We start from the raw sequence: 19,843 nt of genomic DNA on the forward strand, positions 1-19,843 counted from the left end.
AATTCGCGAAACGTAAAGGAAGTATCGTAGAAGTATTTAGCTTCTCCTTTTTGTCCGTGTTATCGTATGTTTTTAACTCATCATATAGCATATCACTTACTACATACTTTCCATGCGTATGGTACTTCCTTCTCCTGCATCCGTCGCTGGTATGATCATTAATTTTTTCGGCAGTCGTTGTTGCAACTCTGGAACATGGCTAATGATGCCTATATTTAATTGGTCAGATTGTATTTTCTCTAATGCCGTAACGACTGTCTCTAGTAATTCAGGATCTAACGTACCAAAACCTTCATCCAGAAAGAAAAATTGTAACGGGTACTGGCCATTCAATTGTATTTGCGCAGAAAGAGCCAATGCTAAGGATAGTGATGTTAAAAAAGTTTCCCCACCTGATAGCGTCGTTACCGGCCTCTTCACGCCACCATTTGCATCGTCACGAATAACGAAAGCACCATTTGAGTCTATTTCTAAGGCGTAACGCTGTCTAGATAGTTGACTTAAACGAGAAGAAGCATGCCTACTAATATGCAGCAAATGTTCTTCTGCTATGAATTCCACAAAAGCATTTCCACGGAAAATCGTTTGCAGCGTCTGTAAACGTTGAAATTCATCACGCAGCCTTTGTAAATCCCCTTCTAATTGCTGCCAACGCTCATGTTTTCGCGTTATATCTTCGTGTTCTTGCTCCACTTTTGCTTTCCACTGTAATGCCTGTTCTAACGCTTGCTTCACTTCCAGTTCTTTTTGCTGTAATGCATGCCACGCTTCTTCGCTAATGTGATGACCTGCAAGTTTGCTTTCATATTGGTTCATTTGTACGATATTGTGCTTCACTTGTTCTTCGTAATGCTGTAGTTCGTTTTCCCACTGAGGAACTAAAGCTTCATCTTCATATGCAGCTTGGATATCGTCTTCATGTTGAAAAGAACTAGCCGTGAATGCCTGCTGCCACGTCTGCTCTATTTTTTGTAATTGCGTCGTATTCCATTGTAATTTTTGTTCCACTGACGTGACATTTTTATCACTTTGTATTGTACTGGCTTGTGCTTTCTGTGCCATTTCCTCTGCTTGCTGCAGTTGCATTTTTAGTGCATGTAACGTCTCTTCGATTTGCTGTTTTACACCTCGTGCTTGCTTACCGCCTAACCATTGTTGTAGTTGGGACTCTTTTTGTAATATGTCCTGCTCGTGATGTGTTAAAGCTGTCTTTGCGCTATGCAAACTTTTTTCTGCTTCCACTTTATCTTTTTGCATAGAAAGTATTTGTTGCTGCACTTGTTCAATGAACGTGATGCTTTTTTCTATTCGTTCATTGAGTTCACGCTGTTGCTCTTCTTTTTGTTCTAAAGCAGTAATCACATCTTCTACTTGCTCCATTGCTATCGTTGGAAATTGCTTTTGCCAATCGTTTTGCAGCTGATTCCAAGTTTCGTTGATATCATGATATTTTTGCTCGTTCATACGCAGTGTGTCTTGCAGGTTTTGTGCAAGAAGCTGTTTTGTTTGTATTTGTGATTGGAGCTGTGACATTGCATCTATTTCACGTTGCAATGCAGACATCACTTTCTCTTGCTGTAGTTTGATTTGATCCATATATTTTTCCAGAATAGATAACTTGGATGATATTTTAGCTACTATACTGTGGGAAGGAGGAAGAGATTCGTTGTGACTTTCATCTTCACCGTTTTTATCTTTATGGAATATGGAAGTATTCATCGTCGTAACTGCAGCTTCAGATACGGCATGATCGTTAGCTTGCCATGTAAAAAGTGCTTCTTGCTTAGAAAATGCATTGATGTTGTGCGCTAATTGTTGAATGTGACGCATTTGGCGTTCTCTATCCATCTGTACATGACGCAATGTCATCTGTAGTGGCTCTAACGTTCTTTTTAACTCTTGTAATTGCTGAACATCATGCTGCTCATGTTCAGGATGTTTCTCCATCTCTACGATATGGGGATGATGGGAAGAACCACAAACAGGACAGGCCTTATTTCCCTCTAGTTGCTGTGCTAGCTGCACGGCATAACGCTTTAGTTGTTGACCATGTAAATACGTATCCCATTGTGCAATGGTTTGATCTAGCTCCATTTCTAATTTCCCACTATCTACTACGGCTATGCTCAACTCTTGATCTATTTTTTCAACCTGCTGAAAGTGAGCTTGAAACGTGGTGAGATATTGCTGCATTTGAAGTTGCAATGTATCTTGTTGTTGTTTTTCCCCTTGCCATTGGTGTTTGTTCTTTTCCAGTTCTTGCTCTGCCTGCACTAATTGTTGCCGCACCATTTGCATTTTATCTTTCATGACCTGCGCTTTTGTGACCTGCGCTCGCTCATCAGGATGGATATGAGTTGACTTTAATTGAAGCTTTAAAGCTTGTTGTTTTTGCAACGCTCGCTCATGCTGGCTTTCTTTTTGCTCACATTGTTGTTGATGAAGCTGACATTGCACTGTTAATTTTTCTGTTTCTGTGTGTGCTTGCTGCTGTTTTTGTTGCAGTTGTAACAGCTCCTGCTCCACTTCCAACGCTTGCATTGCTTGCTGTAATTGTTGCTGTAAAGCAGGTTGTTCTTGCTCCCATTGATGCTTGTATTGCTGTAAAGTGTTAACTGCTTGTTCGTATTGTTGATCGTGAGTCTGCTTTTCCGTTTGTCGTTGTTGTAGCTGCTGTGACAGTTGCTCACAAGCTTGTTCTACACCTACTCGCTCTTGCCAAATCGGCTTTAATGCTAATGCTTGCTGTAGTTGCTCTAATCTTTTTTTCTTTGCTTGAACGGTAGGCCGTTGTTCTTCTAGCATGTGTTGTTCTTTTTGCAATGTGGTTAGCTCTTGTTGCCATTGCCACCATTGTTTTTTTTCTTCCACTTCTATTCCGATAGTATGTACGCGTTCTCGCTCATTTTTCACGCGCTCATTTGCCTCAAGCAATTGTGCTGAGAGATGTTCCATTCTTTCTACAGAAGCGTCTCCTAAACCGATCTGTTCTGCTTCCGCTTGCTTGATTTGCACATCTGCTGCCTTACTCTCTGCATTAATATTTTGCTGCAATCGATCCCCATACGTTTCTAGTGAAAAAATCCGCTGCAACATCTGCCGTCTCTCGACACCTTTTAACGTCAAAAATTGAGCAAATTTTCCTTGAGGTAATACGATCGCTCTAGTAAAATCTTGCATGGTCAAGCCTAACAATTGCTCGACAGCAGCATTGACGTCTTGTTGTTTATCCGAGGTGATTTTTTCTTGCTCTGTTCCGACATGAACAATAAAGCGACTGATTGTATTTTTAAGAGATACGTCATTTGCACGCTTATACTGACGTTCTATACGATAAGCATGAATATGTTTGCCTACGGTTAAAGAGAAGGTGAACGAAACTTCTAACTTATCTTCCGCATGATTCATAATACCTTGCGTGCCATTTGTTGCTCGCTCCACTTTACCAAATAGGGCTAACGTAATCGCATCAAGTATGGAAGACTTTCCACTCCCAGTCGGACCAAATATACCGAATATCCCTGCCTCCGACAAAGAGGTAAAATCAATCGTTTGCCGTTCCCGGTAGCTTTGCAGCCCCGCCAAGCTCAATTGAATCGGTTTCATTCTGCCTTCTCCTTTCTACTTTGATCCGTTTCATCTAGTGATGCCAATTGTAAAAATAACTTTATCGTTTCTTCGTCTGGTTCTGCACCGCCAGTTTGCTTTTTATAAAATTGCTTGAACAGTTGATCGATAGGCATTTGCATTCTGTACGTACTAGATAATTCCTCTTCTTCTTGTGTCAAAATGGGACGAATATGAATGATTCCTTCATGATGCTTTCTTATTTTCGCAATTTCTTCATTTGTTAAAAATTGATCTACTTCTAATTCCAAATCGATCCATGCGTTGGCATCTCTTTTTTCCAGCAACCATGGATATACTTCCGACACACCTTTTTTGGCACGCCATTTTACTAGCGGTTTACCTGAAGTAAGCCAAATTTCTTTTTGCGTAACTTCTTGTCCTGGTGACGCATCGATAATCGTGACGGACTTCGTTTGTCCACTTTCCGAAAAGCTATACGCTAACGGAGAGCCACTATAACGAACAGTCGGTTTGATACATTGCGGTCGATGCAAATGACCTAAAGCCGTATACTGTGCACCTACATCGAATACCGATGCAGGAACCGTATATGCACCTCCTACTTGAATCGGTCTTTCCGAATCCGTTTCTTTACCACCAAAAACATATAGATGGCTCATGATTAAATTAACACAGTGGGATTGAAAATGTGATGATTGCTGTTTCAGTAGTTGTGCTATTCGCTGTGCATATGCTTGTTGCAACTTGTCCTCGTCCGTTTCACTAGTTAAACATTGATTTAATCTCGATTCCGAAGGATAAGGTAAGGCGTATATCGTCGCAATCTCATCTGTACGAGGTATGACAATCTGTTGCATCTCCGTCGTCGGTAATCCTACGATCGTCAGTCCTTGCTTTGTTGTTAGAGGATTGCTCGCTGTTAATCGGTCAGGGCTATCGTGATTACCCGCAATCGCAACGACAGGAACTTTCCCCCCGTCCGTTATCCTTGCGATCGCATCATAAAATAGTTGTTCTGCTGCAGCAGGAGGATTGACCGTATCGTATACATCTCCTGCCAATAATACGATATCGATCTTTTCATCACGAATAATCGTAACTAACTCATCTAAAAAATCAACTTGCTCTGCCAAGCGACTTCGTCCTTCTAACGTACGACCTAAATGCCAATCTGCAGTATGCAATATACGCACTGTGTCCCCTCCTCCATCTTCTTTCCTTTTTCTACTCCATTTCTACTACGGTTGCTGTATCGAATAAATATAAATATTTTGCTACTATCGGTTTATGCCAAATGCTCTCTACTGCTTGTGCATACACTTTCATCTGCAACTGATATCGCTGCTTTATTTGCTCTATTGTCATACCGTGCATACTGTCCGTCTTGTAATCCAATAACACCAATCCATTTCCTTTCGTAAACAAGCCATCGATAACCCCTTGTACTAAAACAGGTTCTTCCGCAACGTTTTCTGTTGCCTGAGGGTACATTTTGGCAGCAGGTAGGGCGTAACTGAAAGGAATTTCACGAAAACATTGTTCTGCCTGTACCATTTGTTGCCCAATCTGAGATTGAAAGAAACCTACAATCGCTTGGATATCAATCGCTTCTCTTTGCTTCTCTGTCATCCATTGCTTTTGTACGAGATGATCTAGCGTTTGGTTCACCGTATCTTTATTTATATTTTCATGCAGTGGCATGTGTTGCATTAGCGTATGATAAGCTGTACCTCGTTCTACTGGCGTTAATTTTTTATCTTCCATAAATTTGGGTCTACGCAACAATTTTTGAGCTGCTGGACGCTGCGTCACAATACTATTGTTATCGATACCCTGTGCCTTTGCATGCCACTGATCCGACTGCCTCTTCATCTCTGAGACCGATTGCTTGGAAAATAAAGTGGTAGCTTCTTGAAAACCATACTGCCACGAAAGTCTTTCTGTTATCTCCTGTTGCAAGTCACTAGACATATGCGCTACAGGCGTAGCTGTTGCCAAACTGTCTAGTACCGTGCCAATTCGCTGCTCTTTTGTAGCTGCCGCCTGTGCAAATTGCTCTGCAGTAATTACGTTCACTTTCCACTGTGCTTCATGTGTTAACATGCCTATCTCATCTTCTAAGTCAGCTAGATCTAGTAAACGCTTTGCATCTGGATGACGTAACAACGCTGGGCCTAACCAATCCATATACGTTCGACCTTTGCTCAGTATCGCCTCTGGAAGAGCTACCTGTGCTGGATCGATGTGAGATTGCCATGTCTCCAATTTCTTTGCTAATTGCGGAACCGTTGCGACCATAATGAGCTTTTCTTTTGCGCGCGTCATCGCAACGTACAATATTCTCATTTCTTCCGCTAGCATCTCCTGATGCATTTTACGTTTGATCGCTAAATGAGGTAATGTAGGATAACTAACGCGAAGCTTTACATTTATCATTTTAGGTCCAAAACCTAAATCTTTGTGCATGAGAAAAGATCCGTTTAGATCCCGCTGATTAAATTGCTTATTCATTCCCGCAACAAATACAATAGGGAATTCCAATCCTTTACTTTTATGAATGGACATTATACGGACGACATCTTCTTGTTCACCAAGCGCTCGTGCCGTACCCAAATCTCCTCCCGTTTCTCGCATTTTTTCAATGAAACGTAAAAAGCGAAATAAACCACGAAATGAGGTGTGTTCATATTGTTTAGCGCGTTCAAACAATACACGCAAATTGGCTTGTCGCTGCATACCGCCATTAAGCCCACCAACGAGATCATAGTAGCCAGAATCTTTGTAGATTTTCCATATGAGATCAGCAACTGGCATTTGTCTCGCTTCATCACGCCACTGATCTACTAATTGCATGAACGATGCTAGTTTCGCTTGCAGTAACGTTTCTGATGCGTCTGGACGTTTCACATACTGCATTAGCGCATGATAAAACGAACTTTCTTTATCCTGACTTCTTATCAGTGCAAGCTGTTCTGCACTCAGCTGAACGAACGGAGAGCGAAGCACTGCAGCTAGTGGAATATCTTGCTGCGGGTTATCGATAATGTGCAACAAGGACATCATCACTTCAATTTCACCAGCTTCAAAATAACCCCGATTCAAATCTGCATAGCAGGGTATACCTGCATGGCGGAACTCTTCCATGATGACAGGTGCCCACTCCGCCGTAGCACGCAATAGTACCACGATATCTCGGTATTGCAGTGGTCTCTTTCCTTTCAACTTACTGTCATACACCATTTTCGGCTGACGATCTTGTCCCATCCACTGCTGAATGTACATCGCCATCATTCTCGCTTCCATCTGTACGGTTTCTAATTCCGCTTCGTTCATCGATGGAGTTTCTGCACCACCTTCACTTTCATCCTCGTTATCCTCTTCTTTCAAGTCTTCACTCCGGTCTATGAGTGCTACTTCAATGGCTTCATCTTCGCCAAGCAATGGATCTACTTCGGGATAATTTGCCCCATAAACTAACTGGGCTTGCTCATCGTAGCTGATTTCAGCCATGCCACCGTTCATGAGTTGCATAAATAAATAATTTACACCGCTCAATACCCCTTGCCTGCTGCGAAAATTACGCACGAGATCGATTACACTTCCATCAGATGTTGCATTGATGTCACTGTTATCGTCAGCGTCATGTCGTTCATGGCCTTCACTATTAGCTTTATCCACGCGATAAGACGTAAAAGATTGATATTTCCCTAAAAATATTTCAGGTTCTGCTAGACGAAAACGATAAATACTCTGCTTTACATCACCAACCATAAAACGATTACCTGGCGCTTCTCTGGATAGGAGAGATACGATCAGCTCTTGCACTCGGTTCGTATCCTGATACTCATCTAATAGCACTTCTGCAAACTGTTCGCGATATGCTAATGCCGCAGCTGTCGGCTGTATTTTTCCCGAAGACTCGTCGATATCAGCTAACACTTGCAGACAAAAGTGTTCTAAATCTGCAAAGTCGACGATATTTTTTTCCTTTTTCATTTGTTGATAATGATTCGAAAATGTGGAGACGATACTCACTAACATCTGGATGACAGGGTATAAAGATTGTAGCTCTTGTCCAAATTGTTCCTGTGTTCTAGTGAACAGCTGCTCTGCTAACGTTTGAACTACTTTTTTCGCTTCATCTCGATACTTTTTCACTTTTTCCTGTAACATTTTATCTAGTTGATCGCCACGACAAGGCTTCAATCTACCGAATGTAAATTGTTGAAATTTCTCCTGTACAGGTTGCCAACTGCCTTGCTCACATAAATCAAGGATGGCATGAAGGTGAGCCATCTCTTCCTGTATATTCGGTACATACGCTTGCGGCCCATGGTCCAGCAAAGCCCCTTGCTCTGCTTGCTGAAGTGCGTGCAACGCGCTTTGACATTGTAATTTTACATCTTGCAATAATGCATGCATCCACATTCGCATTCCATCTGAGTGCTCTTGTGAAAACGAATCTGCCATCTGCTTCATCCACTGCTGTGGATCGGGATGACTTCTTGAAAACTCGTATAACGAAGCAGCAAGCTGTAATAAGGGCTCATCACTTTTGTCTGAACTGTAGCTGTCTACCAATTGCCAAAATGTGCTGTCTTCTGTTTCCGTAGCATAGTAATGTTCAAATAGCTCTTCCATCACTTCTTTTTTCAGTAGCTGTACTTCCGTCTCATTGGCAATGCGAAAATCCGGATCTAATCCTAAAACTTGATTGTGTCTTCGCACCACTTCTAGACAAAACGAATGCAGCGTAGTAATCGATGCTTTATGAATGAGCGCTAATTGTCGTCTCACATGTTCACTACCGTTATTTTCCTCTGTCAGTTGTTCTAATTTGATACGTATTCTTTCTCTCATTTCATCCGCAGCGGCTTTCGTAAAAGTAGCAACGAGCAAAGCATCGATATTGATCGGATGATGTTCATCCGTAATTCGCTGAATGATGCGTTCCACGAGTACCGCCGTCTTTCCCGATCCCGCAGCAGCAGAGACTAAAATATTGTTATCTCTTGCATAAATTGCTTGCCACTGATCATCTGTCCATTGACTATTGTTCGGTTTTGTTGGCACCATCTATGATGTACTCCTTTCGCTGCTGCGTATGCGTTGCCGTCGTTTGCGCTGTATGCTGTGCTTGTTCCATGTTCATCCACACTTCTTCACGGCTGCACACTTTTAAATGACGGTAATCATTATCCTCATATAGCGGATCAAATTGACAAACCGCTTTGTAAGCACAAAATTGACAAGGCGTTTGCTTTTTTATTTCATACGGAGCAATGTCCACATTACCACTCATGATTTCTGTACCTATTTGCTGCATTTTACTGCGCACAAATTGCTGTAATTGCTGCCACTGCTCCATCGTAATGACGGATGCTGATTTATAAAATTTCCCGTCTGCTTTCATGGCGACAGGTAAAATATCTGAATGTCCTTTTTGCAGGTGATGGTCCATTTTTTGAATCACTTCTTGTTCTGCAAGGAGTAATCCTTTCATTTTGTATTGTTTGAACCAACGCTTTTTCGCTTCTTGTTCTTCCACCGCATGTTGGGTTTGAATCATCGGATGATGCACGTGAAAATACAGTACGCCTGCTGGCTTCGTATCTTGTCCTAGCCATGCCTTAGATTGACTGACCACCACATCTAAATACGTCAACAACTGCAAAGACAGCCCGTAATATACGTTGCTCATTTGCAAGTTGGTCTGACTAGATTTGTAGTCGATCACACGAACAAATAAGCCATGCTCCGCCTCACTAGAGATAGGGGCAAGATCGACACGGTCAATTCTTCCTACAACTTCCATCTTCGTTCCGTTTTCTAATGTGAAGCTTAGTGCCGGAAGTGCTTCTCCTGGGCCAAACCCAATTTCCACACCCGCTGGTACAAATTCACCACGCTTTGCATGTTCACCAATCACTTGCGAAGCTTTGCCCACAATCGTTTTTAACTTGCGAGAAATATAGCCGTATCGCTTAGAGCTGAGTAAGATTTGTCGCTGCAATTTCGGTGTCAATGCATCTACCGCTTTATCCGCATACTGAATACATTCCTCTTGAGAGAGGGAGCCCCAATGCACTTCATTTTGCTGCAAATCGATGGCGATATGACTCAGCGCTTCATGAAATAACTGCCCTACATCGGGTGCTTGTAACTTGTACATTTTTCTCTCTTGCAACTTCAATCCGTTTGCTGCGAAATGAGAGAACGGACACGATGCGAACTTCTCCATTCTAGACACACTGGTTCTTAGCTGTGCGCCGTACAATGCCTTCGTCATACGTGGGCTAAGGTTTCTCTCTCTATTACTATAAAATAGACCGTACAATGCGTGATGCAATTTTTCCCGCCATAACGCATGTGAGCAAAACCAGTTATATACGTCCCACCATATGTCATCTATCGCTTCTCCCGCTACCCATTGCCTTAACTGCACAACAAGGTAAGATAAAGTTTGCCTAGGATCACGAACGAATGACAGTTGCGCTTGCAAATCTTGTTCCGCATCGGGTTCCACTAGCCATAAATTTGTTTCCAACATAGGAAACATCGCTTGTACACGGCGAATAACTTCTGAAGGCATTAAACTTTTACCCTCTTCATCAGCTAAAGGATAGCTAAGTGACAACCGTTCACTAGGAAGTCCCAACGCCATGTACACGTTAAATTGCTCGTCCAACAATTTACGGGTAAGACTCGGTGCCATCTCCACCCCTTGCGCCGACAACAGCTGTCGTTCTTGTTCACTAAACATGCCTTCTTCTGCAAACTTACTAGGCAACACGCCATCATTCACACCGATAATAAATGCGACTTTAATTTTGTTGGATCGTGTTCGATCGATATCTCCAATAAGTACTTGATCTAATGCTGGAGGAATTAAAGCTAGTTGAATGCTTTGTAATCCCGTTTCGACCAATCCGATAAAAGAAGAAAGTGACACTTGTTCGCTACCAAGCACTTCCACTAACTGATCCAACACATCCATCACACTGTTCCACATTTGCACATGCTCTCTCGCTTGTTCTGGTTTTCCATCCCTCACGCTGAGATCGTGCCACTGTTCTAAACGGACCGCAACATTGCTCTGTTCTAATAAACCATATAACGCTTCTACTTGCTGCTCAATCGTCGTCGCTCTTTTTATTTTCCTTACAAAAGAACGAAGTGGAGTGGAGATCCAATCCTTCACCATATTGATGCGATCGATATGTGGAATAGCGTAGTCCCAATCTGCCTTTTCCGTCCATTTATCGCCCTGAATCCCGTAAGCGAGCACCACATTTTCTAATTCGTCGATTAATGAACGTGCCGCTCTATCTTTCTCTTGCCACTGTGACAAACGTTCTTCCTCCACCACATCCATTGCTTGCTCAGCATGTTCCACTGGTAGTAAAAAATCGGTACGGATGCAACGAAATACCGCTTCATATCGAAAGTGGTAAGCAGCAACTTCAAGCGCTGAACGAATAAACTCCACTAGTGGATGATGCAGCACTGTCCGCTTTTGATCCATGAAGAACGGAATTCCACTTTGTGAAAATACGTGGGCGATATGATCCCGATACGCTTCACGATTTTTCGCCATCATAGCAATATCTCGGAAACGAATACTGCTATCTTCGCGAACAATCGTCAAAATTTCTCTCGCTATCGCTTCTATTTCCGCCTGCCTATTCACTGCCGCATTCAACGTAATGGTTTTAGGAGCGGAAGAAGATTGCACCGTCTGAGTTGGAGAAAAAGGTTTACGATGATGATAGTATGCTTCGAGATGACTTAACATCGGCTGCTTCTCGTGTCTGATACTAGGTCGTTTTTTACTGCTTAACTGTACAGTTGGTAATTTTTCTAGACTATACGTCTCGATCATATTTTCAATGGTGCGCATCGTGACTGCCGTAGGATGAAAAGGATCTAAATCGGACAATTCCTCCATGCTTGTCACTTCACGATCTAGTGTGAGCGCAATGGTCACTTTTTTACACACTTGCATCAGGCTTAAAAGCACTTCATACTCCTGTGTAGTAAACCCATGAAATCCGTCCACCCATATTTCAGCGTGCCGCAAATATTCCGATTGCATGAGCTGTGCTGCAAGCTGCGTCAAGTAATCTTCGGCATCCATATACGTATCCGATAGCCAAGCTTCATAACGAGAGAACAGTTTCCCTAAGTCATCCAACTTTTCATTCAGGTGTTGTTGGGATTGACTTTCAGAATCATGTGGATCATTAGAAGTAGCAACAACCTGCTCCAACGTATCCGTTGTCACACAATAATGTTTCCATTCATTAAATGTATCTAATATTTGCTGTACACTACCCATTTGCTGTGATGCACGTGATAAGCTGGGGAGGGTTTCTTGATGCTGAAGCAGCAAATGATAAATCAGCATTTTTTTACCCAGATCATCCACCGGTATTCGCGCCATGCCACCTGTTTCTTGCAATACGCGAAAAGCAAGGCGACGAAAGCTAAGCACTTGTGCTCTCAGCATCCCAGACAAGCCTTCTGTGGATGCCAACTCATATTCGGCTTCAAAACTACCTTGTTCTGGCACAAGATAAATAAGCGGATCACCTAACGGTTTCGCTTGTAGTTGTTCTCTTATTTCGTTAATACTCCTTGTTGTTTTTCCGCTACCTGCTCGACCGATCATAAATTGTACGGACATCCAACACCCTCCCTAGCTTACACTTTATATCGTTATACATCACTTTATTGTTTGAAAACCATTCTGATCATACTAATCACAGCTTTACGTGCAAAGACTTATCCTTACGATGTGGCTTTGTAAAACAAAGCCTTTAGGACGGATTTAGCTAAGCAAGCTTAGCTTTCTATCCTCATGCTTTCGAAGTGGCTTTGCATAGCAAAGCCTTCGGGAATCAGTGAAACGAAGTTTCACTTTTTTTCCTCATGCTTTCGATGTGGCTTTGCTATGCAAAGCCTTCGGCTTTCGAAGTGGCTTTGTAAAACAAAGCCTTTAGTCTTCCAGTTTTGCTTTTATTTCTTTTAGTTCTTTAAAGTTATAGTAAACCAATCCAAACAGTGAACCTATAGCTATTAATAAACCTAACGCTCCTAATAAAAACAAACCGTATGTTAATACGATGCCTACAACGATGTATCCTGCTAATTTCATGATGTTCCCTCTTTTCTGTTATATTAGCTTTTGCATTGCTTATGTAAAATGACAATAGCCAACCATGATCCTCCTTGCATCCACGTTATTTGTTAGCATGCTTGTCTGATCTCCTCATATATTTTAATATGACAGATACTTTTCAGTAAAACAGCTCTTCCATTTTAACATAGAGAAGCAATTTCTCTGCTGACCACTTTCTGGGTCGAACAGCTATTCTATTCCTTATCATATCACTTTTCAGCAAAAGAAGACATTTTTGGAAAAGGGGTGAGCCATCATTTTTCATGATATGATTATTCCTCTACTACTCGGCCTTGCTGTTTTTTTGTTTGGCATGAAAGTGATGGAGCTTGCACTGCATAAAGGTGCAGGTTCTAAAATGGAACATATTTTAGCCATTACCACAAAAACGCCCTTACGTGGCTTGCTAATAGGGACGATGGTAACCGCTATTCTCCAAAGTAGCAGTGCCGTCACTGTGATGATTATCGGATTAGTGAATGCACAATTACTATCTTATGGTCGTACGATTGGTGTTATTTTGGGGACGAATATTGGTACATGCCTAACGACGGAATTGATCGGACTAAACATTGGAGAGATTGCTTTGCCGCTTTTTATTACCTCTTCATGTCTTTGGATGATTAGCTTTTTGCCTATTAAAACGCCTTTACAGCACCGTCATTATGTTTCACTGCAACTCTTCCATCTTGTTCGTTATGGTTCACTTGCTACAGGAGGATTTGCATGTATCTTACTTGGTATGGAAATCATGAAGATTGCTGTACCTGCAATGCAATCGGCAGGGCTTTTTACGTGGTTTATGGAACATGCACAGCAAAGTCTAGTATGGGGAGTAGTCGCGGGAGCAGCTTTAACGGCTCTTATACAAAGCGGAACAGCGGCGATTGCTATTACGATGAGTCTCGCTTCTATGCAAGCCATATCGATAGAAATCGGAATTGCTATCGTATTAGGCGTGAACATTGGCACCTGTATAACCAGTTTAATTGCCAGCATAGGAGGAAGCCGCGGTGGCTATTTCGTAGCTTGGACGCATGTATTACTTAATATAGTAGGGGCTGTTATCTTTTTTCCTCTCATACCATTGTTATGGTATATGGCAGCTTGGTTTTCCAATGATTCCTTAGCACAAATCGCCCATGCACAAACAATATACAATGTTTTATGTTCATTTATTGCCCTTCCATTATGCTATTTATCTATTTGGAATAAACGAAATAAACATACATAGTCACTTTACTTTTCATACTCATGTTTATATTCTTCATTTACTATTATAGTAAAAAAGTGTCGCACCTATTTAGTTGTAAGGTGGGACACTTAGTCAAGTAAAGTACGTATAACAGTACTCCAATCTATGTATATAAGTTGGATGAACTTGTTCGACAACTTATTTCCGCTATGCATAAGATGAAGAAATTTCTATAACACAACCTTTACGTCTGGCTACGGAGGTGTAAACTTTTATGCCCGTGTTTATTCATATGAGATAGATCATCGTATTATGGGAGCGCATATGGATTGGATAAGTGAAAGTAGTTCTGCCCGCTCTTTATTTAAATAAAAATGATCCCCTTCAAATAATTGATAGTCTGTTGCCAAGTGACTTTGCTCTTTCCAAGGCACTATTTTTTCATACGTTATCGCCTTATCTTTCTTCCCTGTAATTGCCGTGATAGGGCAATGCAACTTTTCTCCGTCGGTATATGTATAATTTTCAATTATTTTAAAATCACTTTTCATAATCGGTGTATACAAATCCATTAATTCTTTATTTTCCATTAAAAGATCCGGAACTCCATTTAGTTTCTGTACTTCTCTTAGAAATTGTTCGTCAGGCAATGCTGTTATTTGCTTATCTTTACGAGGTAACTGTGGTGCATAGAAGCAAGAAGTGATGAGATGAGCTAATTTAATGTTTTCTTTTTCTAATGCTCTAGCTAATTCAAATGCCATTAACGCTCCCATACTATGTCCAAAAAAGACCATCGGCTTATCCCTATAAGGTAAAATGGCTTTTAGTGCCGATGACGTTACCTCCTCCATGGTAGACAACAATGGTTCATTAAATCTACGGCCTCTCCCAGGTAACTCCATACTTATTAATTCAACAGAAGGACTTAATTCCCCCCTATTCCAGCTCCTATACGTATTGGATGATCCACCAGCATAATGAAAACAAAATAACCGAACTGAACTTTCACCTTGATTATCGTAATGAAAAAACCATTCTTCCACTATTCCCACCTCAACCTCGTTTTCAGATGCATTGTATACCATTCAATGATTGTTTCGATTTTATGATTAGTCATAAAAGTAATATGTAAAATCTGCTACCTTCTAATATATCAAATTTCTGCAATGGAAGACACTGCTAAAATATCTTTCCTATCATAACTAGCTGTTAGTGAGTATGATAAATATATTACACTTTTAGAGCATCTTTCAAACACCTGCGTAGGGAGCAGGTGTTTGATGTGTCTATACTTTGTTTACGAAAAGCTGAAACATTGTATCATGTTTTTACCCAGTACTGACTTCCGTCATCTTTGCGATCTAAAAAACCGTATTCAATCAAATATCTGCGTAGTGTAACATAATCAACATAAAATGTTTTTAATATTTCGTTCACTTCTTTTTCGATATAACTTTTGTCTACTTTGAATTTTTGTATTATTTCACTTAAAATAATCAGTTTGAATTTCTCTTTTCTTGGAAAACGCTTTAGTTGCCCGTCAACCAAATACTTTTTCAATACATCTTCTTGCTCTTTTTTGGTGATGTTATAACGATCATCGAGCATCGTCGCTGTTTTGTGTACTTCTACAAATTGTGGAGCATGTTGATCTTTTTCATGAAGTAGTTCCATCATGACTAGAAAAATTTTAGCTTGCCTTTCTTTTTCCTTTAGTGAAAATCGATGATTTCTTATTGTAGAATTACTTCCTACACCCATTTCTTGCTTGATTTCCGTATCATTTTTTCCATCATAAAACAATCTCAACAGTTTATTTTGATGTTCTGTGAGCCCAGTTAATTTTTTGTTCATTTGCATTAAAGAATGGAACACAGACTCATGCGCATGTTCAATGTGCATTTGCATGTATCGCTCTGCTTCATAATATTTATCTTTATCTACGTAAATCTGACCTTTCTCTATTTGTTTCTCACATAATAAACATGCAAATGTGTCTTTTTCCTCAACGTAACCTTGCTTGAGTTGTTCTATACTTGCATTCCAAAATTTGTTTGATTGCTGCATTGTTGAATACACCTACCTTTTAATAAGTTAATATATAAACATAATAATATAATATCTAAATATAATCAAACAAAAATAATTATTGTTTATAAAAATAGGCAGTATTTTAATTTAACAAAATTTCTATTTGAAAAAAAACAATAAAAAACACCTGCTACTCATTAGCAAGTGTCATCAACTATCATATTTTACAACTTTGCTTCTTCAATTGGTTCTGGTAAACCTGTAAGTTTAGGTACAGGAGAGAAAAACACCCACATTAACGCAGAAATTGTTCCAACTGCTCCGACAATTAAAGTCATACGAAGGCCAATCATCGTACCTAACCATCCGCCTTAACAGGGCCCCTAACGGAGCTGTTCCCGTAACAACAAAACGATAACTCGCATTCATCCTTCCTAACAAATGTTCTGGCGTAATAGATTGTCTCAAACTTATTACATGTACATTAGATACAACTAACCCGATCCCTGCTAAGAAAAACGAAATCACAATAATAGGTACAACAACGAACTGAGGTCCCACGGCTAAAGGTACTAAAATTGGTGATGCGCATGCTAAAATCATCGTTCCCAGTATCGTTGGCCCAGTTTTAAATACTTTTACAATGTATGGAGATAGAAAAGAGCCGACTAATGAACCTACGCTGGATACTGCTAGTATAAAACCTATAAGCTGTGGGCTAAAGTTTAAATTCCTTGTTAAATATAACACCATCACAGCCCACGTTACTTGGCTAAACAAATTATACGTTGCAGCTTCAAAAGATATCGCCCTTAAGTATGTATTTTTATACACAATACTTAGACCCGCCTTAATGTCAACGAAAACACTCTGATGCCACTGTACCTTCTTCTTTATTGTCTCTTTTTTACGTATGAATGAAAAAGTAATAGCGGAGACTAAAAAAGAAACAGCATCCAGCAAAATAACCAATGGAGCAGATAGTAGTGAGATCAATATCCCTCCCAAACCTGGACCTGCCACTTGCGAAACAGAACGACTAATCTCAAGTTTTGTATTGCCTTCCTCTACATTTTTACGATCTACTAGGGAGGGAAGATACGACTGATAGGACACATCAAACAACACATTCAAACAACCGACGAGAAACGCGATAATATATAGATATTCCATTTTCAAAAAACCAAAGAAAAAACTTAATGGAATTAATCCTAATAATACCGCTCTACCCAAATGGGCGTGAATCATGATGGGTAAACGGCGATGCCGATCAATAAATACACCTGCAAATAATGTAACGAATAAATACGGAGCAAATTGAGCAGCATTTAGGACCCCCATTTGCATCGCATTAGCATTCAGCGTTACCGCTGCTAAAATAGGGAGTGCAATCGCAGTTAATTGTGTTCCAAACATAGACAACGTTTCACCCGTCCAAAACTTCATGAAATCAGCATTCTTCCACAATCCATTAACATTAACTTTTTTCATACCACCCTCCACATCATCAGTCTTATTTTACATCCATACTATTGTTATTACTTTACCTGCTACTCATGAGCAAGTGTGACATGCTGGTTGATAGAGTTAGAAGTGAGATGATGTTTTTGTTTCTCTCATAAGTTTGGTAAAGTATCCTACTTAATCATGCACTCTTACAAAGATTGTTCCAAATAAACTTTCCCCTGTATATGCATCTAACTTCCACATCCCACTTTGTGGGAATAAGAGGCTTGATATTGTATGCCCATCGGCCCCATTATTCGGTGAACCTATAACTATCCCTGAAACAAGTGTAATTGGATCACCTCCACTTTCGTGAGTGCCAATAACTTTTAATTTTTCATTTAACTCATCTTCATCGCCCCAAAGATGCCACATACGTTTAAACGCTTCCTCATTTGCATAGAACCTACCAAATTCAGTATCATCATATCTTACACCTATACGTCCTTCTTCCCCAATCATCGTTGCAATTTCCGATGTAAATATACTACTCTCTTGCCAGTTTTGTGACTCATTTTCTTCTACACAACCTGTTATCAAAACAATAAAAATTATTAATCCAAAAGATGATTTCAACATGTGAATTCTCCTTTCAATTATTTTTTTAAAATTTTAAATTGATTAAGATATATTCTTTTATATTATACAAAAATTACAAGGTAATATATACCTGTAAAAACTAAAGATACCAATAGTAGGATATAACAACAAAAAAGACACTTACTACTCATGAGCAAGTGTCTTTGTATACCCAACCACCTTTATGACCTAACCATTTAGGAGTTGTTGCAATCTCTCATATGCTGTTTCATTCTCCGGCAAAGGTTCATCTGATTGGATAGATGGAATGATATATTTCTCTAGTAGTGGTAGCAAATCCATATTGTTGGAAGTTTGCACAACTATAAGTTCTAGGTCTGGAACAACCACCATATATTGTTGCGCATAACCTATTGCCATGAAAGTATCGTAGCCTGCTATGTTCTTTAGCCAAATGGAGTAACCGTATTGCCCATCTTCTAAGAGGTTTACTTCTTCATACGGCTGTGTACTTTCATCTACCCATCCTTCAGCAAAAATTTGTTCACCATCCCAAACCCCATCTTGCAAATATAAGTAGCCCATACGTGCAATATCTCTAGGGATCATGCTCATGGAAAAACCACCAAAACTAACACCAGAAACATCCTTCTCCCATTTGACTTCCTGTATGCCGATGGGATCAAAAACATATTTCTGTGCATATTCATCTATTGGTTCACCTAATGCCTTTTGTATGACGGTAGATACAATATGGGTATCTCCACTACTGTAATTCCAAGCTGGTGCATCTTCGCGTAATCGACGATTTAAATAATAGTAGGGTGGCTGCTTGTCATAAACAAATTGTTCCCATATCTTTGAGTTATAAAAATCTTCCATTGTAACTTCAGGAAAATCAATGCCCGAAGTCATCGTCAGGAAGTGCTTAATCGTTAAGTTACTTTTTTCTTCTTTCATACTGGTTAATGGACTCTCATCTAAATAATCAAATACATATTCTTCTGTACTTTTAATAATTCCATCCCTCATAACAGTACCTAATATGGCAGATGTCACAGTTTTTGTAATGGAGTGAACTTCATGAAAATCATCTATGGTGTAGTTATTACCATACTTTTCAGCAATAATATAACCGTCCTTGACGACAATGAGTCCATCCATTGGTAAGTTGTTTTTTTTAATAAGTTCGAACATGTCTGCTAAATCATTGGAATCTGCACCGACTGATTCAGGTGTGGTCGTTCTCCATTCTTCTGTAGGCCAATACGTTTCAATTTCGTCCTCGTTGTTGCATCCTGCTAAAATAACAATGAATAAAAACAACACACACATAAGAAGCTTAAGATAAAGCCTCCCATCCCTTCTTTGATACCATGTTTGCACAAGTATTCTCTCCTTTATTTCATACTTTTTTTACCAGCGATAAACATGATATGTCGGTTGGGAGTACTTTATGACTTACTCATCATTTACATGCTCTATCGTGATTTCTTTTTTTCGGATATCTGTTTGTTTATTTATAAGTTTGGGAGAGTAATAGGCAACCTTCTCGTTAATACTAGAAATGTAACCTTCTTGTATGGCTATCCCTATTAATGGGGAAAGATATAAACTATACATTAATGGGTTATAGTATGTGGAATTATGTATATCTATTATGTCAAATATCTTTATTTGAACGACCCACCACTTATCACCCTTTCGGGTTGCTTGAAGTGGGGGATTCCTAAGAACATCAGCGTAACCGCCAATTGTTTATTAGGCTATCCCCGTAGTCCCTACGGTTAAGAGAC

11 protein-coding genes are annotated in these 19,843 nt (G+C 40.1%); 1 reads left to right on the plus strand and 10 read right to left on the minus strand.

Annotation, left to right across the window (positions count from 1 at the left end; all coding sequences use genetic code 11):
- Positions 1 to 99: 99 nt before the first annotated feature.
- The 5 genes from D1Z92_RS12755 to D1Z92_RS17365 all read right to left on the minus strand — a co-directional run bounded on the left by D1Z92_RS12755 (position 100) and on the right by D1Z92_RS17365 (position 12,748).
- On the minus strand, positions 100 to 3,606 hold the full coding sequence (locus D1Z92_RS12755; RefSeq protein WP_128896062.1) for an AAA family ATPase: 3,507 nt from the start codon (positions 3,604 to 3,606) through the stop codon (positions 100 to 102).
- Complete coding sequence (locus D1Z92_RS12760) at positions 3,603 to 4,784, minus strand: metallophosphoesterase family protein (protein WP_128896063.1); 1,182 nt, start codon at positions 4,782 to 4,784, stop codon at positions 3,603 to 3,605. The genes D1Z92_RS12755 and D1Z92_RS12760 overlap by 4 nt, the downstream gene beginning before the upstream one ends.
- A 31-nt stretch (positions 4,785 to 4,815) precedes the next feature.
- A complete protein-coding gene (gene addA, locus D1Z92_RS12765) occupies positions 4,816 to 8,667 on the minus strand; it encodes a helicase-exonuclease AddAB subunit AddA (RefSeq protein WP_128896064.1) in 3,852 nt (1,283 codons plus the stop codon).
- A complete protein-coding gene (gene addB, locus D1Z92_RS12770; protein ID WP_128896065.1) occupies positions 8,642 to 12,277 on the minus strand; it encodes a helicase-exonuclease AddAB subunit AddB in 3,636 nt (1,211 codons plus the stop codon). The genes addA and addB overlap by 26 nt, the downstream gene beginning before the upstream one ends.
- A gap of 312 nt (positions 12,278 to 12,589) precedes the next feature.
- Positions 12,590 to 12,748, minus strand: a complete 159-nt coding sequence (locus D1Z92_RS17365; protein WP_164931612.1) for a hypothetical protein — start codon at positions 12,746 to 12,748, stop codon at positions 12,590 to 12,592.
- Between the two features lie 292 nt (positions 12,749 to 13,040).
- Here D1Z92_RS17365 and D1Z92_RS12775 point away from each other — a divergent pair, with 292 nt between their 5' ends.
- Positions 13,041 to 14,006: a Na/Pi cotransporter family protein gene (locus D1Z92_RS12775; RefSeq protein ID WP_306438819.1), complete on the plus strand. Its 966-nt coding sequence runs from the start codon at positions 13,041 to 13,043 to the stop codon at positions 14,004 to 14,006.
- Positions 14,007 to 14,269: 263 nt separating this feature from the next.
- On the opposite strand, the gene D1Z92_RS12780 is transcribed toward D1Z92_RS12775, so the two are convergent.
- The 5 genes from D1Z92_RS12780 to D1Z92_RS12800 form a co-directional block, all read right to left on the minus strand.
- A complete protein-coding gene (locus D1Z92_RS12780) occupies positions 14,270 to 15,013 on the minus strand; it encodes a thioesterase II family protein (RefSeq protein WP_164931613.1) in 744 nt (247 codons plus the stop codon).
- A 277-nt stretch (positions 15,014 to 15,290) separates the two neighbouring features.
- Positions 15,291 to 16,037: a DUF2087 domain-containing protein gene (locus D1Z92_RS12785; protein WP_128896068.1), complete on the minus strand. Its 747-nt coding sequence runs from the start codon at positions 16,035 to 16,037 to the stop codon at positions 15,291 to 15,293.
- A gap of 231 nt (positions 16,038 to 16,268) precedes the next feature.
- Positions 16,269 to 17,492 (minus strand): MFS transporter, encoded by a 1,224-nt coding sequence (locus D1Z92_RS12790; RefSeq protein WP_128896069.1) that lies wholly within the window; start codon positions 17,490 to 17,492, stop codon positions 16,269 to 16,271.
- A gap of 150 nt (positions 17,493 to 17,642) precedes the next feature.
- Positions 17,643 to 18,086: a DUF4871 domain-containing protein gene (locus D1Z92_RS12795; RefSeq protein ID WP_128896070.1), complete on the minus strand. Its 444-nt coding sequence runs from the start codon at positions 18,084 to 18,086 to the stop codon at positions 17,643 to 17,645.
- Positions 18,087 to 18,275: 189 nt separating this feature from the next.
- The gene (locus tag D1Z92_RS12800) at positions 18,276 to 19,433 is read right to left on the minus strand and encodes a serine hydrolase domain-containing protein (RefSeq protein ID WP_128896071.1); all 1,158 of its coding nucleotides are present in this window, start codon (positions 19,431 to 19,433) and stop codon (positions 18,276 to 18,278) included.
- Positions 19,434 to 19,843: the final 410 nt, after the last annotated feature.

Origin of the sequence: Longirhabdus pacifica, from assembly GCF_004115085.1 — a bacterium.
Taxonomy (GTDB): Bacteria; Bacillota; Bacilli; order Paenibacillales; family DSM-105158; genus Longirhabdus; species Longirhabdus pacifica.